Source organism: Pseudomonas sp. NS1(2017), assembly GCF_002269425.1.
Taxonomy (GTDB): domain Bacteria; phylum Pseudomonadota; class Gammaproteobacteria; order Pseudomonadales; family Pseudomonadaceae; genus Aquipseudomonas; species Aquipseudomonas reactans.
Genome location: NZ_CP022960.1, coordinates 1,878,258 through 1,900,589, shown reverse-complemented (window position 1 = coordinate 1,900,589; position 22,332 = coordinate 1,878,258). Strand labels below are relative to the sequence as shown.

Here is a 22,332-nt window from a genome sequence, read left to right as displayed (position 1 = left end):
GCCTGCGAATGCGTTAGGTCAGCAACAAGTGTACTCACTGACACACCCTATTCGCGGGCAAGCCCGCTCCCACATTTTTTGACCGCGATCAGACCTGAGCTGGCAAGCGCTGATCGATGAGCTTGTACAACGCACTCTCCGACGGCCAGTTACGCATAAACCGCGCGCGATCCTTGGCATACGCCGAGGCAAAGCTGGCGTCGGAGGTGTGTTGGCACATGGCATCCAGGTCGATCAACGACCAGCGATCCGTGTCCCAAAACAGGTTGTGCCCCTTGAAATCACCATGGCTGATGCGCTCGCGGATCAGCTCGGCAAACAGGTGATCCAGCGCCTGCAGCTCGTTTTCCGGCGCATCACCGTTTTCAACGTACGGCGCGAAGCGTTCGATGATGTCCGGGCCAGGCAAATATTCGGTGATCAGGTACGCGCGGCCACGCAGCCAGAAAAACCGCTTCTCCAACACCGCCAGCGGCTTGGGCGTGGCGATACCGAGGAAGGCCAGACGGTTGCCTTCGCGCCAGGAATGCCAGGCGCGACTTGGACGCCAGAAACGCTTGAGCCAATGGGCAAAGCCCTTGATGTTGTAGCGCTTGATCACGAGTTGCCGACCGGCCACCTCGACCTTGGCCACGCTGGCAGCACCACCGGTCTTGTACAAATGGCCCTGATCCAGCAGCGAATCGGCCTGCTCCAGCACCGGCAGCATCGCCGGCTCTTCTTCGCGGCGAATGGCGCGCAAGGCGAAAGCGCCACGCACCACGCTGAACAACGTGCACTCGCGGCCGACCTTGTTCAAAAAGTCCCTGAGGCGCCAGGCGCTGACCTTGCGCACTTGCTTTTCCAGGGCTTCCAACGGAAGGGCGTGCTCGCCATTGCTCAACAGGTAGTACACCAGCAGTTCTTCGGTGAACGGTTCGAGATTCTTCGGCAGCTGGGCGAAAAACACGCCGAGGTTTTCCAGTACGCGGTTGCGCGACAACGGCTTGCCCGCCTCTTCAGCGCGAATCCCGGCGCCATCGATCAGGTACAGTTTGCCGTCCTGGCGCAGCAGGTTGTCCAGGTGCAGGTCTTCCTGCCACAGCCCCTTGGTGTGCATCTGCGCAATGGCGCCCAGCGCTTCGGCCAGCACCGCGGTTTGCTCGTCAGCCAACGGCGGCAACCCTTCGATGGCCTGCCAGGCATCGGCCAGGCTTTCGGCGCCCTCGATAAATTCGAACAGCAACCAACCACCCTCGCCTTCTTGCAACCCGTCCGCAAGCAACAACGGCGTCGTCAGCCCCTGTTCAGCGAGCAGGCGCACGCCTGTGAGTTCTCGCTGAAAATGCCGCGCCGCCTTGCTGCCCACCAGTAACTTGGCCAACACCGGACGGCCACGCCAGACGGCGGCGCCCACATACCGTTCGCCGGGCAACACGCGCAACAGACTCAGCAGTTGCAACTGGCCAGGGCCCGCCGCATCGGCCAGCTCCAGGGTCAGGGGCAAGTCCGGCGTGCGGCCGGCGGTTTTCAGCTCGGACAAACGCATCAACGGTTTTCCTTGTGGCTGCGGCGAGCGGTCAACTTCTGGAGCCAGGTGGAGACCAGCGCGCTGTCTTCCGGTTGGTCGAGGTAGGCAGCCAGCAGTTGGCGCACTTGCTCGTCAGACCACTGCGGTGCACGACGCAGCAACGGCTCCAGGTCCTTGACCCGATCACGCCAGCCGAACAGCAGCGGGCGGGTTTTCTCCAGGTCGATCAACTGCGCGGCATAGCCGTCGCCGCTGGCCTGCATAAAAATATGCTTGGGGTAAAAACAGCCATGCACCTGGCCGACACTGTGCAATTGACGCGCAAGCTGACCGCAGGCCAACAGGATCGCGCGGTGCTGGGCATCACTGAGCGAAGGCCAATGCTCCAGCAACGAGTCCAGGTCATTCCAGCCATCCAGGGCGCGGGTCAACAGCATGGCACGGTGTTCGCCGGCCACTTTGCGCTCGCCATAGAACGCCGCCTGCAACGCCGGGATACCGAGCTTTTGGTACCGACTGATATTACGAAATTCGCGAGAAAAACTCGGCTCGCCAAACGGGCGGTGCAAACTGCGCGTCAGGTAGTTGCTCTGGCGCTTGAGGTAGTAACCGTGGCCGTCGAGCTCCAGGCGGAACACGCTGCTCCAGCCACCCTTGCTGGTGTTCGGCTCGTCCACCGCGTCCAGTTGCTTGGCCCATAGGGCATCAAAAGTTGCCAGGCCGTTGCGCTCCAGAAGCGCACGGTCCTCAGCCGCCAGGAAATCACTCATTCGCGCCCCTCGAAAAACTTCACCACGTGGCGAATCCGCTCTTTATCCGATGCACTCAGGTGCCGGCGCTGACGGTACTGCATGTAGAACCGCAGGCGCTGGGTGGCGGACAGGTGATACTTGGCCACTTTGTCCAGGCAGGCCAAGTCTTTGGTGATGCGGTACTTGAGCCAGAACCCGCGCCAGAAATCGCCGTTGGGGCAATCGATCAGGTACAGGGTCGCTTGGTCATCAACCAGCAGGTTGCGCCACTTCAAATCGTTATGGGTAAAACGATGGTCGTGCATGGTGCGCGTGTATTCGGCGAGCTGGCGGCTCACCGCGTTGACCCACTTGGGATCGCGTAGGCGCGCATCGTTGCGCTCGGCGAGCACTGAAAGGTCTTCGGTCCTCGGCAGCTCGCGGGTGATCATCGCGCCACGGTCGTAGGCCAGGCCTTTGCGCTCCAGGCCCCAGGCAACCACGTCGGCGGTGGGAATGCCCCACTTGGCGAAGCGCTTGAGGTTCTGCCACTCGGACTTGACCCGAGGCTTGCCCAGGTAACGCCGCAGGCCCTTGCCGGCGCCGGTGTAGCGCTTGACGTAGTAATTGACCCCGCCGCGCTCCACACGGATCACTTCCGACAGTGGATCACGGGTCAGCCGCTCGCCCTGCAGGGCGAAAACCGCTTCGAGGCTTCCAAAATCATCCGCCAGGTGGGCGTAGGCAGGTTCCAGGTTCCAACCCGCCATCAGATTGCATCCCCGAGGCGCTGCTTGCGTGCGTAAAGCTTGTCGGCCTTACGCTGCATCAGGTTCAACGACGCCGATTGCTCGGCCAGGATCTGGCGCAGCGGCTGGCGAAAGTAACCCTTGAGGAAACGCAGTTTGTCGCGACGGGTCAGGCCGATTTCCAGCGCCGAGTAGTACAGCGCGGAGAGGTCCTTGTCGCGCCAGCGCAACGGCAAGTGCGCGCGCAGTTGGGCGCGATGCAAGTCGATCACCGACAGCTTGATGTTCTTCGCATCGATGGGCTTGGCCGTGTCCAGCAGGAAATGGCACAGGTAGCAGTCGCGGTGGTTCACACCGCCACGGTGCATGTCGCCGACCATGCGCGCCAGTTCATGGGTGAGCGCATGACGCAACGCAGGCGCCGGAGGCGCGGCCACCCAATTGATCGTCACATCTTCCAGGCTGAGGGTCGGTGCCAGCTCTTCGGTGATGATGAACGAGTGCTGGTCCGCCGGGTTGCTGCCTTTTTCGCCGAAGGCCACGCCAGTCATGGTCGGAACGCCCAGTTCCTGCAAGCGGTGGATGGCATCCCACTCCAAGCCAGCGCCTAGCACCGGCAACTTGGCGGTGATCAGGTTCTTGAAGATTTCCGCCCAGCCAATGCCACGGTGGATTTTCACAAAATACGGACGGCCATCCACCACGGTACGCAGGGTGCGACGCGCCGCCAGCTCGCGGAATACTTCGCCTTGCAGTTTCTCGACTTCGGCAAAGGCATCAAGCCCGGCCCATAACGTCTTGAACGGTTCGGCAAGAATCAACTTCATCGTTTTGGCTCCGCCAGGATCACATCCGCAGCATGCTGCGGCATGCTGTAAAGGTCGGCCGTCTCAGCGAAGGCCAAACCATTGCGGCTCCAGGCCGCGCGCTGTGCAGTGTCAGTGAGCATATTCGCCAGGTACTGGTTGAGCTGCGCTTGTTCGAACGGCTCATCCAGCACCAGGCCGCTGTCGGCTTCAGCGATGTAGTGGGCATAACCACATACGGCCGAGACCAGTACCGGCAGCCCGGCCACCAAGGCTTCAAGCAATACGGTGCCGGTGTTTTCGTTGTACGCCGGGTGGATCAACAGCTCGGCACCCAGCAGGAAACGCGGGATATCGCTGCGGCCCTTGAGGAACTGCACGTTGTCGCCCAGCCCCAGCGTTGCGCTTTGCAGTTGGAATACTTTGGGGTCGTCCTGGCCGATTACAAACAGGCGCGTGCGTTTTTTCAGTTCCGCCGGCAACGCGGCCACAGCCTTGAGACTGCGGTCGACGCCCTTGGTCTTGAAGCCCGAGCCGATCTGAACCAGCAGCAAATCGTCATCGCCCAGGTCGAATTCCTTACGGAAACCCTCGCGAATTTCTGCGGCATTCGGCGGCGCGCGGCGGTCCTGGGCAATGCCCGGCGGCAGCAGATGGAAGCGCTCCAGCGGCGTATCGTAGTGTTTGATGAACAGCGGCTGCTGCACTTCGGAAATCATCAGGACTTCGGTCTTGGCGTCCTTGGCGAACACCGCGCGCTCGTAGTCGGCAAAGTGCTTGTAGCGACCAAAATAGCGGTACAGCGAGTGGCGCAGATTTTGCGCCTTGTCTTCAAAGCAGCCGTCGGCGGCGTAGTACACATCCAGGCCAGGCATTTTGTTGAAGCCAATCAGACGGTCCACCGGGCGCTTGGCCAGGTCGGCGGCCATCCAGGCGCTGAGTTTCTCATTGCGCCGATGGTTGAAGAACGCCTTGACCGGCGCCACCAGCACTTCGAAGCCGGGCGGGATGTCGCCTTCCCAGATCAGCGTATAGACACGAATCTGATGGCCGCGCTGCTGGCACTCCAGGGCGATGCGCATGAAGTCGCGCTGCAGGCCACCGAAGGGGAAATATTTGTACAAAACAAAAGCCAGTTGCATCAGTGCAGCTCCTCAGCCAATAACAACGTGCTCAGTCGGCTTGCCACACGCTCAGGGTTCAGGCGCGTGAAGCACAGGGGCGACTCGCGCTTGAGGTCGAACCGACGCAGGTCGTCGGCCGTCGGTTGATAGGTACATTGTTTTTGCAGGCACGGTGCGCAGGGGAAGTCGCTGGCCAGGTGAATCTGGCCCTTACCATACGCGCCGGTGAGGCCGGGGTTGGTCGGGCCGAACAGGGAAATGGTCGGCACATCCAGCGCGGCGGCCAAGTGACCGAGACCGGTGTCCACCGCCACACAGGCGCGGGCGCCGGCCAGTACGCGGGCGACGCCGGCCAGGTTCAATTTGGGCAGCACTTCGGCGTTTTGCAGGCCTTGGGCCAGGCGTTCGGCGCGGGCTTTTTCGGCGGCGTTGCCCCAAGGCAATTTCACGTCGACGCCCAGACGCCCCATGCGCTCAGCCAAATCGCGCCAGTAGGCTTCGGGCCAGTGCTTGGTGTCCCAGGTGGTACCGTGCAGCAGCAGTACAAACGGCTTTTTCGGCGGCAGGCCCAGGAGTTTTTCAGTGCTCAGGCCGTAGTCACCCAAGCCCTTGGGCAAGTCATAACCGAGGGCCACGGCAAACAGTTGACGCAGACGCTCCACCGCGTGCTGCCCACGCGCCACGGCGAGGCGACGGGAATAGAAACGTGCAGCCATCGGCTCACGGGCGGAATTCTTGTCGAAACCCGCGATGGGCGCGCGCACGTAGCGGGTCAGCCAGGCGCTTTTCAGCAGTCCCTGGGCATCGATCACCAGGTCATATTTGGTCGACTGGACTTGCTGCTTGAAGCGCCGCCATTCGCCACTCTTGATGGTCTGCCAGAGGTTCTTGCGCCAGCGGCGGATCGCCACCGGGATCACCTTATCGACCGCCGGGTGCCAAGTGGGAATCTCGGCGAAGCCTTCTTCCACCACCCAGTCGAATCGGATGCCGGGAATCGCCCGCGCTGCATCAGTCAGGGCCGGCAAGGCATGAATCACGTCGCCCAGGGATGAGGTCTTGATTACCAGTACGCGCAAACTATCGGACCTCGACCGCAGAGCCCTGCAACCGCTGCAAGGCTTCGTTCACCGGCTGCGGCAGCAACTGGCGCATGCAGTTGTAGTGACCGAAACGGCAGGTGCGATCAAAACACGGGCTGCACTCCAGGCCTAGGCGCACCACTTCGACCTTGTCGGCCAACGGCGGCGTGAAGCCCGGCGACGTGGAGCCGTATACCGCCACCAGCGGGCGGTTCAACGCGGCGGCGACGTGCATCAGGCCGGAGTCGTTGGACACCACCGAGTCGGCGCAGGACAGCAGGTCGATGGCTTCGGCGAGCGACGTGTCACCACTGAGGTTGACCGCCTCTTCACGCAGGCCCGGAATCAGGCGCTGGCGAATGTCTTCGCCCACCGGGTGGTCCTTCTTCGAACCAAACAGCCATACCTGCCAGCCTTCACGGATCTTGGCCTCGGCGACCTTGGCGTAGTGCTCCGACGGCCAGCGCTTGGACTCGCCAAACTCCGCGCCGGGGCACAGCGCCAGGACCGGACGGTCGAGCTCCAGGCCGAACTTGACCAGGGCGGCGTCACGGCTCACCGGGTCGATCTGCAAACTCGGACGCGGATACGGCGTGGGCAACTCGGCCCCCGGCTCGTAGGCCAGGGCCATGAAGCGCTCGATCATCAGCGGGTAGCGGGCTTTGTCCAGGGTGCGCACGTCATTGAGCAGCACGTAGCGGAACTCACCACGCCAGCCAGTGCGTTTGGGAATGCCGGCGAAATACGGCACCAACGCCGACTTGAGCGAATTGGGCAGCAGGATCGCCTGGTCGTATTCACCTGCCAAGGATTTACCGATGCGACGGCGCGTCGCCAGCTCCAGCGCGCCATGGCCGAGCGGGAAGCTCAAGGCCTTGCGCACTTGCGGCATGCGTTCGAGGATCGGCCGGCTCCACTCAGGGGCAAGTACGTCGATCTGGCAGTCCGGGTAGCGCATGCGCAGGCACTGGAACAGTGTCTGCGCCATCACCATGTCACCGACCCAACTGGGCCCAACGATCAGAATATTCATGTAGTTTCCACAAACGATGCGGGGAGGCTTATACCTCCCCGCATCGAAATTTTCTGTAGGAGACGAACAATTGTAGGAGCTGGCTTGCCAGCGATAACGTCCGAAAGATCTCCATGGATTCCAAGGGCCTCATCGCCGGCAAGCCGGCTCCCACAGTTGACTCAACTTAACCCCAGTTCTTTCCAGATTCGCATCACCTGGCGCCGTTCGTCGGCGAACTGATCCCCGGCCACCGTACCGGCCTCGTTTTGCAAGGCCTGGCGATGCGCGGCGGAACGGTAGGCCTTATATACCTCGCGCAGCAGGTGGGCATCGGCCGCGGGCATCAAGCCCACCTGCTCCAGGCCTTCCAGAATGCGGATATTGTCGGTGTAGCGCAGCAACGATGGATGTTGCGCAGACCACGCCAAAGCCGCGTATTGCACCATAAATTCAATATCGACGATACCTCCGGCGTCCTGCTTGAGGTCGAACGCCGCCGTGGCCTCGAAGGCATTGGCGCCGGTGCCGGCCGCCGTGGTCTTGGTGCCCAGGTTGTCGCGCATCTTGGCACGCATCTCGCTGACCTCTTGGCGCAGCTTGTCCAGGTCCCGCTGCTGCCCCAACACTTTAGCCCGTACCTGCTCGAATGCCTGCCCCACATCCTGGCTGCCCACCAGCACCCGCGCGCGGATCAGCGCCTGATGCTCCCAGGTCCAGGCTTCATTTTGTTGATAGCGGTCAAACGCCCCCAGCGAACTCACCAGCAAACCGGACGCACCGGAAGGCCGCAAGCGCATGTCGACTTCATACAACTGGCCGGAGTTGGTCTGGGTGGTAAGCAAGTGGATGATCCTTTGGCCCAGGCGCGTGAAGAACTGCGCCCCGTCGATCGGCTTGGCGCCATCGGTTTCCGCCTGCGGATCGCCATCGTGGATAAACACCAGGTCCAGGTCCGAACCATGCCCCAGTTCGATCCCACCGACTTTCCCATAACCGACAATGATGAACCCAGGATCGCACAGGGTGCCGTCCAGCCGTTGCGGCGAGCCATGGCGCGCTACGGTCTGGCGCCAGGCCAGGGCCAGCACTTGTTCGAGAATCGCCTCGGCAAGCCAAGTAAGGTAGTCACTGACTTTCATCAGCGGCAGGCTGCCGGCGATTTCCGAAGCGGCCACGCGCAGGCGATGGGCCAGCTTGAAGTGGCGCAGGGCTTCCATCTGTTGTTCAAGGTCGTCTTCCGGAATGCGCGTCAGGCGCTCTCGCAGTTCGGCGGCCAACTCAGGCGCCAACGGCGGCTTGAACAGACGGCCTTCGTTGAGCAATTCGTCGAGCAGCAGTGGGAAGCGGGTGATCTGCTCGGCGATCCACGGGCTGGCGGCGCACAGGGTCAACAAGCGACGCAGGGCGTCGGGGTTTTCCGTGAGCAGCACCAGATAAGCGGAACGCCGCGCGACGGCTTCCACCAATGGCAGCACGCGTTCCAGCACCAGGTCCGGGTTGGCGTGCTCGACAGCCTGGGCGAGCAGGCGCGGAATAAATGCATCCAGCCGCTCACGCCCCAAACGCTGCATGGCACGCAATTGCGGGCTGTTGCGCAGACCGGCCAACGCCTTGAGCGCCTTGGTCGCATCAGTAAAGCCGCCTTCGGCCAATTGCCGGCAGGCGGCCTCCTCATCTTGAGATTCTTCCCACAGTGGCAACCACTCACCGCCCACCACCAACTCGCTTTCTTCGCCCTCTTCTTCGTCAGGATCGGCAATCACCTGGCGGAAATGCCAGTCCACCCGACCGCGCCAGTACATCAAGCGTTCGTGGAAGGCGGCCCAGTCGGCAAAGCCCAACATAAAGGCTATGCGCGCCTGGTCTTCCGGGCTGTCCGGAAGCATTTGCGTCTGCCGGTCGGCAATCGCCTGGATCGCGTGTTCGGTGTAGCGCAGGAATTCGTAGCCATTGCGCAATTCGGCGATCACCGCCGGCGGCAGGTAGCCCTGGCCTTCCAGCGTACCGAGTACCTTGAGCAACGGACGCTGTTGCAGGCTCAGGTCGCGACCACCGTGGATCAGCTGGAAGGCCTGGGCGATGAATTCCACTTCGCGGATGCCGCCCGAACCCAGCTTGATGTTGTCGGCCATGCCCTTGCGCCGCACTTCCTGCTGGATCAACTGCTTCATGGTGCGCAGCGCTTCGATGGCGGAAAAATCCAGATAGCGGCGGTAAACGAACGGTCGGAGCATGTCGAGCAGTTGCGCACCGGCCACTTGGTCGCCGGCAACGACCCGCGCCTTGATCATGGCGTAGCGTTCCCAGTCGCGGCCCTGGTCCTGATAGTACTGCTCAAGTGCATTGAAGCTGAGCACCAGTGCACCGGCCGAACCGTAGGGGCGCAGGCGCATGTCGACACGAAATACGAAGCCGTCGACGGTCATCGGGTCGAGGGCCTTGATCAGTTTTTGACCCAGGCGAATGAAAAACTCCTGGTTATCCAGGGAGCGTTTAACGCCAACCGTCTCGCCACCTTCGGGGTAGGCAAAGATCAGGTCGATATCCGACGACAGGTTCAGCTCCACCGCGCCGAGCTTACCCATGCCGAGGATGACCATGTGCTGCGGCTCGCCGCTGCGCCGGCCAGTGGGCGTGCCGAACTGAACGCAGTGGCGCTGGTACAGCCATTGGTAGGTTTGGTCGATGCTGGCGTCAGCCATGTCGGAGAGGTCGCGGCAGGTTTGCACCAGGTCCGCCTGGCGGGTCAGGTCGCGCCAGATGATGCGCACCTGCTGGCGCGTACGCTGGCGACGCAGCACGCGGCCCAGCTCATCTTCTGTTTCGGCTTGTTGCACGGCGCCAGCAATCTGCCCGCACAGCTCGTCAGGGGCAAAACCACGGTCCAGCTCGCCCCAGGCCACCAGTTCGAGCAACATCAAAGGGTCACGAACACTCTGTTCAATGACAAAATCACTGGCCGCGCACACCCGGGCGAAGTCGGCCCACCGTTGCGGCGTCCAAGCAGAAAGTCCATGATCGTCGTCCAGCGCGGCCACTGCGTCACGAAATGACTGCTCGGCTCGCTGGGCTTTTGGCAAGAGAATGGCCGGTAGTTCGGCGAGTGTTGGAAGGCTCATGGTCTATCCTTGATCGGCGCGTAAATGGCGTGTGACTGTGAAGGCAAGAACCACGCTCTATGAAGGACTGTCGAACAAAGGTTAGAAATAGCTGAAATTAATTTCATTTTGGCAGCCAACATCAAACATTCACCTTTTCTTGTTCGCAAAAGATCAACAATAACGATTATGCTCACCAGCCAGACCGAGCCATACGCTCAGTCTTGTGTAGTTTTACTACTCGTATATACATTCGAAAGGCTGAAATGGCCGACGATTTGTAGTAAAACTACAGGACGCCGAAGCAACCTTCGGCCATCCAAGAATTTATGTCGTCTGCCCACAAGGCCAGTCGCAAACTTCAGGCAACCGATTCTGGTAGCCTTTCCGCCCTGGAGCAAGCCATGCAAGACCTCGATCCCGTCGAAACCCAGGAATGGCTGGACGCCCTGGAATCGGTTCTCGACAAAGAAGGCGAAGACCGTGCTCACTACCTGATGACCCGTATGGGCGAACTCGCGACCCGCAGCGGCTCGCAACTGCCTTACGCCATCACTACGCCATACCGCAACACCATCCCTGTTACCCACGAAGCACGCATGCCTGGCGACCTGTTCATGGAACGCCGCATTCGCTCGCTGGTACGTTGGAACGCCATGGCGATGGTAATGCGCACGAACTTGAAAGATTCGGACCTGGGCGGTCACATCTCCAGCTTCGCTTCCAGCGCAACCCTGTATGACATCGGCTTCAACTACTTCTTCCAGGCCCCGACCGACGAACACGGCGGCGACCTGATCTACTTCCAGGGCCACACTTCTCCAGGCGTTTACGCCCGTGCGTTCATGGAAGGCCGCATCACCGAAGAACACATGAACAACTTCCGCCAGGAAGTGGACGGTAACGGCCTGTCGTCGTACCCGCACCCTTGGCTGATGCCTGATTTCTGGCAGTTCCCGACCGTTTCCATGGGTCTGGGCCCAATCCAGGCGATCTACCAGGCGCGCTTCATGAAGTACCTGGAAGCCCGTGGCTTCATCCCTGAAGGCAAGCAGAAAGTCTGGTGCTTCCTGGGCGACGGCGAGTGTGACGAGCCGGAATCCCTGGGCGCCATCTCCCTGGCTGGCCGCGAGAAGCTGGACAACCTGATCTTCGTCATCAACTGCAACCTGCAGCGCCTCGACGGCCCGGTTCGCGGCAACGGCAAGATCATCCAGGAACTCGAAGGCGTGTTCCGTGGTGCTCAGTGGAACGTGACCAAAGTCATCTGGGGCCGTTTCTGGGACCCACTGCTGGCCAAGGACGTCGACGGTATCCTGCAACGTCGCATGGACGAAGTCATCGACGGCGAGTACCAGAACTACAAAGCCAAAGACGGCGCGTTCGTGCGTGAACACTTCTTCAACACGCCTGAACTCAAGGCAATGGTTGCAGACCTGTCCGACGACGAGATCTGGAAACTCAACCGTGGCGGCCACGACCCGTACAAGGTCTACGCGGCGTACCACGAAGCGGTCAACCACAAAGAACAACCGACCGTCATCCTGGCCAAGACCATCAAGGGTTATGGCACCGGTGCCGGCGAAGCGAAGAACACTGCGCACAACACCAAGAAAGTCGATGTCGACAGCCTGAAGTTGTTCCGCGACCGCTTTGACATCCCGGTCAAGGACGAAGAGCTGGAGAACCTGCCGTTCTTCAAGCCGGAGCCGAACAGCGCCGAAGCCCGTTACCTGGCCGAGCGCCGCGCCGCACTGGGTGGTTTCGTGCCTCAGCGTCGCGCCAACAGCTTCAGTGTACCGACGCCAGACCTGAGCACCCTCAAGGCCATCCTCGACGGCTCGGGCGACCGTGAAATCTCCACCACCATGGCTTTCGTGCGCATCCTGGCGCAACTGGTCAAGGACAAGGAAATCGGCCCGCGCATCGTGCCGATCATCCCGGACGAAGCCCGTACCTTCGGTATGGAAGGCATGTTCCGTCAGTTGGGCATCTACTCCTCCGTCGGCCAGCTCTACGAGCCAGTCGATAAAGACCAGGTGATGTTCTACAAGGAAGACAAGAAGGGCCAGATCCTCGAAGAAGGCATCAACGAAGCGGGCGCCATGAGCTCCTTCATCGCTGCCGGTACTTCGTACTCCAGCCACAACCAGCCGATGCTGCCGTTCTACATCTTCTACTCGATGTTCGGCTTCCAACGTATTGGCGACCTGGCATGGGCAGCAGGCGACAGCCGTACCCGTGGCTTCCTGATCGGCGGTACCGCTGGCCGGACCACGCTGAACGGCGAAGGCCTGCAACACGAAGACGGTCACAGCCACATCCTGGCTGCCACCATCCCGAACTGCCGCACCTTTGATCCAACCTACGGCTATGAGCTGGCGGTGATCATCCAGGACGGCATGAAGAAGATGACCGAAGAGCAGCAGGACGTTTTCTACTACATCACCGTGATGAACGAGTCCTACCAGCAGCCAGCCATGCCGGCTGGCGTGGAAGAAGGCATCATCAAGGGCATGTACCTGCTCGAAGAAGACACCAAGGAAGCAGCGCACCACGTGCAACTGATGGGCTCCGGCACCATCCTGCGCGAAGTGCGTGAAGCGGCGAAGATCCTGCGTGACGAGTTCAACGTCGGCGCTGACGTCTGGAGCGTTACCAGCTTCAACGAACTGCGTCGCGACGGCCTGGCCGTAGAGCGTCACAACCGCCTGCACCCTGGCCAGAAGCCACAGCGCACCTTCGTTGAAGAGTGCCTGAATGGCCGTAAAGGTCCGGTGATCGCTTCGACCGACTACATGAAACTGTTTGCTGAACAAATTCGCCAGTGGGTCCCGTCCAAGGAATTCAAAGTCCTGGGCACCGACGGTTTCGGTCGCAGTGATAGCCGCAAGAAGCTGCGTCACTTCTTCGAAGTTGACCGTCACTTCGTGGTGTTGGCAGCCCTGGAAGCCTTGGCTGACCGCGGTGAGATCGAACCTAAGGTGGTAGCAGACGCTATCGTCAAGTTCGGGATCAACCCGGAAAAACGCAACCCACTGGACTGCTGAGGAGACTTTTTGTGAGCGAACTCATTCGCGTACCTGACATCGGCAGCGGTGAAGGTGAAGTAATCGAGCTGTTTGTGAAGGTCGGCGACACCGTCGAAGCCGACCAGAGCATCCTGACCCTGGAATCGGACAAGGCGAGCATGGAAATCCCTGCTCCCAAGGCCGGCGTGGTCAAGAGCCTGAAAGTGAAGCTGGGCGACCGCCTGAAAGAAGGCGACGAACTGCTGGAACTAGAAATCGAAGGTGCCGCTGATGCGGCCCCTGCGGCGGCCCCGGCTGCCGCTGCTGCACCTGCGCCTGCTGAAAAGCCTGCTGCTGCCGAGGCCCCTGCGGCCCCGGCTGCTGCTCCGGCCGCAGCCTCTGTTCAGGACATCCACGTCCCGGACATCGGTTCGTCGGGCAAGGCCAAGATCATCGAGTTGCTGGTCAAGGTCGGCGACACCGTCGAAGCCGACCAGTCGCTGATCACCCTGGAGTCCGACAAGGCCTCCATGGAAATCCCGTCGCCGGCTGCCGGCGTCGTGGAAAGCATCGCGGTCAAGCTGGAAGACGAAGTCGGCACTGGCGACTTCATCCTCAAGCTGAAAGTACAAGGCGCTGCACCTGCTGCTGCGCCCGCTCCGGCCGCCGCTCCCGCCGCCAAGGCTGAAGCTGCACCGGCTGCTGCGCCTGCACCTGCTGCGAAAGCCGAGGCCGCACCGGCCCCTGCTGCTGCCGCACCTGCGCCAAGCGGTGCCAAGGTTCACGCCGGGCCTGCCGTGCGCCAGCTGGCCCGTGAGTTCGGCGTTGAGCTGAACGCTGTGTCGGCCACCGGCCCTCACGGTCGCGTGCTGAAGGAAGACGTGCAGGTCTACGTCAAGGCCATGATGCAGAAAGCCAAGGAAGCTCCGGCTGCTGGCGCTGCTACCGGTGGTTCGGGCATTCCGCCGATCCGTACCGTGGACTTCAGCCGCTTCGGTGAAATCGAAGAAGTGCCGATGACCCGCCTGATGCAAATCGGCGCGGCCGGTCTGCACGCCAGCTGGCTGAACATCCCGCACGTGACTCAGTTCGACCAGGCAGACATCACCGACCTGGAAGCTTTCCGCGTTGCGCAGAAAGCCGTGGCCGAAAAAGCCGGCGTGAAACTGACCGTGCTGCCGCTGCTGCTCAAGGCCTGCGCGCACCTGCTCAAGGAACTGCCGGACTTCAACGCTTCGCTGGCGCCAAGCGGCAAGGCAATCATCCGCAAGAAGTACGTGCACGTCGGCTTTGCCGTCGACACCCCGGATGGCCTGCTGGTACCGGTCATCAAGAACGTCGACCAGAAGAGCCTGCTGCAACTCGCTGCCGAAGCCGCTGCACTGGCGGCCAAGGCCCGCGACAAGAAGCTCACCCCGGACGACATGCAGGGCGCGTGCTTCACCATCTCCAGCCTCGGTCACATTGGCGGCACTGGCTTCACGCCAATCGTCAATGCGCCGGAAGTGGCGATCCTGGGCGTGTCCAAGGCCACCATCCAGCCTGTGTGGGACGGTAAAGCGTTCCAGCCGAAGCTGATGCTGCCACTGTCGCTGTCCTACGATCACCGTGTGATCAACGGCGCTGCTGCGGCTCGCTTCACCCAGCGTCTGAGCCAGTTGCTGAACGACATCCGCACCATCCTGCTGTAAGCACGAACAGGCCTCCCGTTCACCCGGGAGGCCTGGTTGCACCGATTTTCGAGCGCCACGCTCGTACCTCAACCCCGCCACTTGGCGGGGCTTTTTTTGCCGGTTTGTTGGACAACAAAAACAGGCTTGTACACCTTCCATCACCCCGATTGTAGAAATCCCTTTCGCGGCCGATAACCCCCTTATAGCACTTAGCCTTCATCCTCTCTTGTCAGCCCGCGCCGCATGATGCAACCTTGCCGCAGGCAACAGAAAAGAGGGCGTGAGCCCGGCGCCGTGCGCGTAATTTCAAGTGAGTTTCCCCCATGAAAAGCCAACCCGATGTCGCCCGTATGGCGGCCGAGGTAGTGACGCAGTTACCGGTGCCTTCGCGCCTCGGTATGCTGCGTTTCGAGCGGCTGAATGAGGCAAGCTGGGCCCTCCTTTACCTCGACCCCAATTGCGAACGCCAATTCGGCCTGCCAGCGGTCGAGTTGTGCGCCTTGATCGGCACGCCTTACGCCAGCCTGATGGAGCCCCAGGCGCGTTATCAACTGCACGACGCGATCCAGCAGCAACTGACCCAGAGCCCGCATTACCTGGTGCGCTACACCCTGCACACCAGCGACGGGCCGCTTAGCCTGCTGGAGATGGGCGAATCCTACAAGCAACACAATCGCCACCTGCTGCGCGGTTACCTGATGGTGGTCGACGGCCTGTTCAGCGAGATTCCCACTGCTGCCCCGACGGCAGACCTGGAGAACCAGAACAGCCGCCTGCAGATCGCCCTGGAGCTCAACCAGCGCGCCCAACAGGAACAACTGCAGCACCTGGAGCGGGTGCGCGCCCAGCAGGAGCTGATCCTGCTGCTGGCCCGCCAGCGCTACACAACTAACAATTCGCTGCAAGAAGCCGCCGAGCTGATCACCCGCAGTGCCTGTGATATCTACCAGATCGACTGCGCCAGCATCTGGAACCTCGAAGGCCAGCGCCTGGTGCCAATTTCGGCCTACCACCGCGCCGACGAGCAACACCACCTGCCTGAATCCATTGATGCCAGCTGCTTCCCGGACTACCTGGAAGCCTTGCACAGCAGCCGGGCGATCGACGCCACCAACGCGCTGCGCGACCCACGCACCCGGGAAATGGCCGACAGCCTGCGCGACAAAGACATCCACGCCATGCTCGACGCGAGCATTCGCGTCGACGGTCATGTGGTGGGCGTGCTTTGCCTGGAGCAAAGCGGCAGCACCCGCGCCTGGCAGGCTGACGAAATCGCCTTTGCCGGCGAGCTGGCCGATCAGTTCGCGCAGGTCATCAACAACCACAACCGCCGTACGGCGACCAGCGCTCTGCACCTGTTCCAGCGCGCCGTGGAGCAAAGCGCCAACGCCTTTCTGCTGGTCAACTGCGACGGCGTGGTCGAATACGTCAATCCGAGCTTTACCGCGATCACTCAGTACAGCGCCGAAGAGGTCCACGGCCACCGCCTGGCCCAGTTGCCGGCGCTGGAAAACCTCAGTGAATTGCTGTTCGACGCACCGTCAGCCCTGGCCAAGAGCAACAGCTGGCAGGGTGAATTCAAGAGCCGCCGCAAAAACCTCGAACCCTACTGGGGCCAGTTATCGATTTCCAAGGTGTATGGCGACAACCGCGAGTTGACCCACTACATCGGCATCTACGAAGACATCACCCAGACCAAGCTGGCCCAGCAGCGCATCGAGCGCCTGGCCTACACCGACAACCTGACCAACCTGGGCAACCGCCCGGCGTTCATCCGCAACCTCGACGAACGCTTTGCCCGCGACAGCGACAGCCCGATCAGCCTGTTGCTGGTGGACATCGACAACTTCAAGCGCATCAACGACAGCCTCGGCCACCAGACCGGCGATAAACTGCTGATCAGCCTCGCACGGCGTTTGCGCAACAGCCTGAGTGCCGGTGGCAGCCTGGCACGGTTTGCCAGTAACGAGTTCGCGGTGCTGCTCGACGACACCGACCTCGAGAGCGGCCAGCAGGTTGCCAGCCAGTTGCTGGCAACCCTCGACAAACCGATGTTCGTCGACAACCAGTTGATCAGCGTCACCGGCTCCGTGGGCCTGGCGTGCGCGCCCCTGCATGGTCGCGATCCGCAGACCCTGATGCGCAACGCCGGCCTGGCCTTGCACAAGGCCAAGGCCAACGGCAAGCATCAGGTCCAAGTGTTTACCGAAGCGCTGAACGCCGAAGCCAGCTACAAGCTGTTCGTCGAGAACAACCTGCGCCGCGCCCTCACCCAGAACGAGCTGGACGTGTTCTACCAGCCTAAACTGTGCCTGCGCAGCGGCCGTCTGCTGGGCATGGAAGCGCTGCTGCGCTGGAACCACCCGGAAAAGGGCATGATCCGCCCCGACCAATTCATCAGCGTGGCGGAAGAGACCGGCCTGATCATCCCCATCGGCAAATGGATCGCCCGCCAGGCCTGCCGCATGAGCAAGCAACTGAGCGCCGGCGGCATGGGCAACTTGCAGGTGGCGATCAACCTGTCGCCCAAGCAGTTCTCCGATCCGGACCTGGTGGCCTCGATTGCCGCGATCCTCAAGGAAGAACAGCTGCCGGCCAACCTGCTGGAGCTGGAACTGACCGAAGGCCTGCTGCTGGAAGCCACCGAAGACACGCGCCTGCAGCTTGATCAACTGAAAAGCTTTGGCCTGACCCTGGCCATGGACGACTTCGGCACCGGCTACTCGTCGTTGAGTTACTTGAAAAAATTCCCCATCGACATCATCAAGATCGATCGCAGCTTCATCCACGAAATCCCGGATAACCAGGACGACATGGAAATCACCTCGGCCGTAATTGCCATGGCCCACAACCTCAAGCTCAAGGTGGTCGCCGAAGGCATCGAGACTGCCGAACAACTGGCGTTCCTGCGCCGCCACCGTTGCGATGTCGGCCAAGGCTACCTGTTCGACCGGCCGATCCCCGGTGCAGAGCTGCTGGCGATGCTCAAACGCTACCCGCGCGGGCCAATCGCCTGACAGCGCTGTAACACTCGGGCACACTGGCTGTCTGAATCTTTACCGCTAACTCAACCTGACGAGAGGACTGATCATGGTCTTGCGCTCGGAAATTCTGGTGAACAAAAACGTGCTGCCTACCCAAGAACAAGCTCTGCCTGGCCGTGAAACCCCGATGAATCTGCCGGAGACGCATTTCGTCAACGGCAACCCGCTACTCGGCCCTTTCCTGGATGACGTCGGCTTTGCGATCTTCGGCCTGGGCTGCTTCTGGGGGGCCGAGCGCCGGTTCTGGCAGCGCGATGGCGTGGTCAGCACCGTGGTCGGTTACGCCGGCGGCTACACGCCGAACCCGACCTACGAAGAAGTCTGCTCCGGCCTGACCGGCCACAGCGAAGTGGTACTGGTGGTGTATGACCAGGCCAAGGTGAAATACGAAGACTTGCTGAAGATGTTCTGGGAACTGCACAACCCGACCCAGGGCATGCGCCAGGGCAACGACATCGGCAGCCAGTACCGCTCGGTGATCTATGCGACCACGCCGGAGCAATTGGCGGCGGCGCAGGCGAGTGCCGAGGCGTACCAAGGCGAACTGAGCAAGGCTGGTCTGGGCGTGATCACCACGGAAATCGAAGAAGCACCGACGGTGTACTTCGCCGAGGCGTATCACCAGCAGTACCTGGCGAAGAACCCGCAGGGCTACTGCGGGATTGGTGGCACGGGCGTAACCTGCCCAATCTGAAAATCCTTGTAGGAGCGAGCTTGCTCGCGAAAAACCTGAGCGCGACACGTTTCGTCTGAAAACACGCGTTATCGTTGACGTTTTTCGCGAGCAAGCTCGCTCCTACAAGTTACTCAGCGATGAGCCAATCCATCTGCCACCCACCCTGGGTCTGACCCAGCTTCTTGGACAGCCACGGCAGCAGCTCGCGCAACTCCTCCTCCAAGCCCCACGGCGGGTTGGCAATCGCCAGGCCCGAGCCCGTCAGGGTGTTGGGTGTGTCCAGCGGATGCACCAGCAATTCCACGCGCAGCAACTTTGGCGCACCGGTGCCGGCCAGGTCCTGGTAGAAACGGCGCAACATGCGCTGGTCTTTCACCGGATACCAGATGGCGGCGACGGTCTGGCGCATGCGGCTCACGGCTTCCTTGAGGGAAGCGGCGCAGCGTTGCATCTCGTCGAGTTTTTCGAACGGCGGATCGATCAGCATCAAGGCGCGCTTTTCCGGCACCGGCAGCAGGGCACGCGGCACATGCCAGCCTTCGCCCAAATGCACCTTCACGCGACGATCACCCTTCATGTTGTCCTTGAGCAGCACGCCGTCTTCCGGGTGCTTTTCATTGAGCAGCACGCGGTCCTGTGGCCGCGTGAGGCGGCGCGCCAGCTCCGGCGAGCCGGGGTAGTAGCGCAACTGGCCGTCCGGGTTCATCTCGTGCAGCACGCGCATGTAATCAGCGGTCAACGGCGGCAGGTCGCTTTCGCCCCACAGGCGCGCAATGCCTTCCAGGTATTCGCCCGTGCGGTTGGCCTGGTCGCCCTGCAGGTCGTACAGGCCGATCCCGGCGTGGGTGTCGAGGTAGGCGAACGGCTGCTCCTTGCGCGACATCAGGGCGATGAGGCGGGTCAAGGTCAGGTGTTTGAAGACATCGGCGTGGTTGCCGGCGTGAAAGGCGTGACGATAATTCATGGTTGCTCCTGCGCAGGAGGCGAAGTTTACCTTTTACGCAGGCGTTGGTGCAGTGCGGCGTGCCGGGCGGTGCTTATGTCGAAAAGTCGCACTGGCTTCAACTCAACTCTGAAGCCAGGAAGTCGGTCAATCCCTGATGACTGACATCCCTTCGGCGCGCGAAGTAGGCGACCTTGTGCCTCAAGGTCGTCGGCGTGAAGGCAGTGTAAAGATCTGGGCGCTGCTCTTCGAGCCATTGCAGAAGGTTATCGATCAGGGTTTGCGGCGATTGCTCGCCCAGATGCGCCAGTAACGGCGCAGGTACTCGCCACCACGGGCTCGCTTTGGCGGCAGTGACTGGGCCAGTGACAACGGTCAGCGACTGGCCATTGATCACGTAGCGCTGGAACACCGGCAATAGCTCATCGCCCGACTGCTGAAGAATCGGCAGGAATTGAGCACCGTCCCAGAATCGTAAGAACACTTCCTGACCATCGGGCAGATACACCTTGGTCAGGCCTTGCAGGTGTGCAATCACGGTTTCCAGCGGGTGGGTCGATATGGCTAACCACCCCCAATCCGTGGCATCAGTGGACACGGCCCATTCCAGGAAAGGACTGCCGGGCTCAACGATGCCTACATAAGGCATCACCTCGTCCCATGTCGCATAGGGCGTACCGGCCCAAACGGGTTGCGGCGGGGCGCCGGCGACGAGCGCCCGCCAAGCGTCGAGGGGGTTGGCGTCGCTGGCAGCGCTCAACACTGCAAACATTTGTTCGCCAGGCAGCAAAGGTTGATGCATCTTCGTAAATCCCTTTAAAAGTCAGATGGGGCCGCACTGGCCGTTTTTGCAACGCTCACACTCTTCGCAAAACGGCGCGCTGCGCTTGAGACTGGCCACCTGCACGCGGCTCAGCGGAGCAGGAATCACCGCCAACAGTGTTTCCTTCAGTCCAGGCGTTAACGGCGCTGCAGTAACAGCAGGCGCACTGCCAAGCTGGATCGGCACACTGCTGAAAATCCCACCCGCAGACAGCGTGATCGACTGCCCGCCCGCCTGAATCGTGACGGTTGCGCCACCCTCGATCACAACGCTTTGCCCCGCGCCTATCTGGATGGCCTGCCCTGCCCTTACCTGCCGAGAGCCGCCCACCATCAAGTGGTCGTCTCGCTTCAGGTCAGTCAGACGGTTGCCATGGGTAATGCGCAGCTCCTCGCCTTGCAGTTCGTGATGCGACTCACCGTCCACGTTTACCCGAAGGTCATGCAGCACGTGCTGGGTCCAGTCCCGCTGGGCACGCAGGTAGATTTCCTCGGCCCCCTTGCGGTCCTCGATGCGCAACTCGTTGTAACCACCACCACCGGGGCTGCTCTGACTGCGGAAGATGCTGCGAGTCTTGTCCGCAGGCAGATCGAGGGGCACCTGGGTGGCCGCGTTGGGCAGGCAGCCCATGACCAGCGGCATATCCATGTCGCCATTAGCGAAGCCCACCAGCACTTCCATACCGACCCGAGGGATCAATACCGCCCCATAACGATCATGCGCCCAACCGCTGGCAACCCGCAGCCAACAGCTGGAATGGTCGTTATGCTCACCGTCACGATCCCACGCCAACTGCACCTTGACCCGACCGTATTCGTCGCAATGGATTTCGCTGTCGGCAGGGCCGGTCACCACTGCGTTCTGGTAACCCGCTATTTGAGGCCGAGACATAATCAGAAGTGTTCTAAACGCTACGTCCCAAGGCGTTACAACAAATTCATTGCTGTAGCCTTGAGGCGACTCATCGCCAACAGACTCCTCAAGCACTTGAGGTTGGTGCCCTACATGGTGCAACTGGGTAACCAGCCACAAATCATTCCATTCCTGACGAGGGTGCCCAGTCATCTTCAAGAACTGCCCAGTCACCAACGCTGGCTGGTCGCTAGCGCCGCTGGCCTGACGGTAATCGCTGCGATGACGCTCCAATAAGCGTTGCGCCAGGTACTTACCCTGCTCACGATCCGTGAAGCACCCCGGGTAGCGCTGGTCGTCCAGGGTGGGCCGCAGCCGACTGGATGCTTCGCTTTCCAACGTCAGGCCAGGCTTCTTGAAATCGTAGTCACGCAGGTTCACACCGGTGGTACGCGTCTTCAGCCGCAGGATAAAGCGCTTGATCGCTGGCTCGTCGGCAACCATCCCGGTACCAGGCGAATACGGCGTGGATTGATCAGGCCGCGCAAAAACACTTTGATCGTCGCCAAACACCAACAGGTGTCGCTCAGGGCTGTGCTGGAAGTGATAGTGAATGCCCGATTCGGCACATAGACGCTGAATGAACTCCAAATCGGTTTCGCCGAACTGCACACAGTATTCACACTCGGGATACTTGCCGCTCAGTTGAAACGCAAAGGCATCACTTTGGATCGCCTGCGCTTCCAGTACCTGCGCAATGATCTCGGGCACCGTTTTCTTCTGGAAAATCCGCTGATGGGTGCTGTGTTCCAGATAAGCCAACTGCGGCACCAGCGTGATCTGGTAACGGGTAAGGCGTCTGCCCGAATCGCCCTGCGCCACCCGATACACCAGGCCATGAACCCCATGACCATGGGCGTCAAAGCTCAGGAACGCTTGGCGGTGTAGCAGGCTCTCAAGGTCTTGATCGGATTGCTCACTGACCAGTTCAAGGTCAAAGCGAAAAGGCAGGCTAACAAACTCATCCCCCATGAACCCGTGGACCTGGAATTCACTGGGCTTCCCATCGAGGGTCAGGGTAAAGGCGCTTTGATTGGCAGGAGCGAACATCCGGTGTTTCTCTGCAGGTGTGGAGGACCGATTCTGCATCACGATTCCCCCTGGCTGAGCATGCCCCAGATAAATCAGTAAAGCC

At 61.2% G+C, this 22,332-nt stretch carries 15 protein-coding genes; 4 read left to right on the top strand and 11 right to left on the bottom strand.

The features are described 5' to 3' along the window. Positions 1–88: 88 nt before the first annotated feature. The 8 genes from CI807_RS09040 to glnE all read right to left on the bottom strand — a co-directional run bounded on the left by CI807_RS09040 (position 89) and on the right by glnE (position 10,136). Entirely contained in the window at positions 89–1,528 is a 1,440-nt protein-coding gene (locus CI807_RS09040) for a lipopolysaccharide kinase InaA family protein (RefSeq protein ID WP_095014434.1), read from the bottom strand. Continuing rightward, on the bottom strand, positions 1,528–2,280 hold the full coding sequence (locus CI807_RS09035) for a lipopolysaccharide kinase InaA family protein (RefSeq protein WP_095014433.1): 753 nt from the start codon (positions 2,278–2,280) through the stop codon (positions 1,528–1,530). Before CI807_RS09035 ends, CI807_RS09040 begins: the two co-directional genes overlap by 1 nt. Continuing rightward, positions 2,277–3,011: a lipopolysaccharide kinase InaA family protein gene (locus CI807_RS09030; RefSeq protein WP_016975594.1), complete on the bottom strand. Its 735-nt coding sequence runs from the start codon at positions 3,009–3,011 to the stop codon at positions 2,277–2,279. Before CI807_RS09030 ends, CI807_RS09035 begins: the two co-directional genes overlap by 4 nt. Beyond that, on the bottom strand, positions 3,011–3,817 hold the full coding sequence (gene rfaP / locus CI807_RS09025; RefSeq protein ID WP_095014432.1) for a lipopolysaccharide core heptose(I) kinase RfaP: 807 nt from the start codon (positions 3,815–3,817) through the stop codon (positions 3,011–3,013). The genes CI807_RS09030 and rfaP overlap by 1 nt, the downstream gene beginning before the upstream one ends. After that, complete coding sequence (locus CI807_RS09020) at positions 3,814–4,938, bottom strand: glycosyltransferase family 4 protein (RefSeq protein WP_095014431.1); 1,125 nt, start codon at positions 4,936–4,938, stop codon at positions 3,814–3,816. Before CI807_RS09020 ends, rfaP begins: the two co-directional genes overlap by 4 nt. Beyond that, a complete protein-coding gene (gene waaC, locus CI807_RS09015) occupies positions 4,938–5,999 on the bottom strand; it encodes a lipopolysaccharide heptosyltransferase I (protein ID WP_095014430.1) in 1,062 nt (353 codons plus the stop codon). Before waaC ends, CI807_RS09020 begins: the two co-directional genes overlap by 1 nt. Position 6,000: 1 nt before the next feature. Then, positions 6,001–7,035, bottom strand: a complete 1,035-nt coding sequence (waaF, locus tag CI807_RS09010; protein ID WP_095014429.1) for a lipopolysaccharide heptosyltransferase II — start codon at positions 7,033–7,035, stop codon at positions 6,001–6,003. A 161-nt stretch (positions 7,036–7,196) separates the two neighbouring features. After that, on the bottom strand, positions 7,197–10,136 hold the full coding sequence (gene glnE / locus CI807_RS09005; RefSeq protein ID WP_095014428.1) for a bifunctional [glutamate--ammonia ligase]-adenylyl-L-tyrosine phosphorylase/[glutamate--ammonia-ligase] adenylyltransferase: 2,940 nt from the start codon (positions 10,134–10,136) through the stop codon (positions 7,197–7,199). Between the two features lie 383 nt (positions 10,137–10,519). Between glnE and aceE the strand changes: the two genes are divergently transcribed. From aceE to msrA, 4 genes are all read left to right on the top strand, one after another. After that, positions 10,520–13,165, top strand: a complete 2,646-nt coding sequence (gene aceE / locus CI807_RS09000; RefSeq protein WP_095014427.1) for a pyruvate dehydrogenase (acetyl-transferring), homodimeric type — start codon at positions 10,520–10,522, stop codon at positions 13,163–13,165. Between the two features lie 11 nt (positions 13,166–13,176). Beyond that, the gene (aceF, locus tag CI807_RS08995) at positions 13,177–14,817 is read left to right on the top strand and encodes a dihydrolipoyllysine-residue acetyltransferase (RefSeq protein ID WP_095014426.1); all 1,641 of its coding nucleotides are present in this window, start codon (positions 13,177–13,179) and stop codon (positions 14,815–14,817) included. 305 nt (positions 14,818–15,122) lie between these two features. After that, positions 15,123–17,816 (top strand): bifunctional diguanylate cyclase/phosphodiesterase, encoded by a 2,694-nt coding sequence (locus CI807_RS08990; RefSeq protein WP_095014425.1) that lies wholly within the window; start codon positions 15,123–15,125, stop codon positions 17,814–17,816. A 73-nt stretch (positions 17,817–17,889) separates the two neighbouring features. Then, positions 17,890–18,537, top strand: coding sequence for a peptide-methionine (S)-S-oxide reductase MsrA (msrA, locus tag CI807_RS08985; protein ID WP_095014424.1), 648 nt, complete (start codon positions 17,890–17,892; stop codon positions 18,535–18,537). Between the two features lie 109 nt (positions 18,538–18,646). Here the strand turns inward: msrA and CI807_RS08980 are convergent, their stop codons facing one another. The 3 genes from CI807_RS08980 to CI807_RS08970 form a co-directional block, all read right to left on the bottom strand. After that, positions 18,647–19,483, bottom strand: a complete 837-nt coding sequence (locus CI807_RS08980; RefSeq protein ID WP_016975658.1) for a 23S rRNA (adenine(2030)-N(6))-methyltransferase RlmJ — start codon at positions 19,481–19,483, stop codon at positions 18,647–18,649. A 97-nt stretch (positions 19,484–19,580) separates the two neighbouring features. Next, positions 19,581–20,264: a DUF4123 domain-containing protein gene (locus CI807_RS08975; RefSeq protein ID WP_095014423.1), complete on the bottom strand. Its 684-nt coding sequence runs from the start codon at positions 20,262–20,264 to the stop codon at positions 19,581–19,583. Positions 20,265–20,285: 21 nt separating this feature from the next. After that, positions 20,286–22,247, bottom strand: a complete 1,962-nt coding sequence (locus tag CI807_RS08970) for a type VI secretion system tip protein VgrG (protein ID WP_095014422.1) — start codon at positions 22,245–22,247, stop codon at positions 20,286–20,288. Positions 22,248–22,332 lie beyond the last annotated feature (85 nt).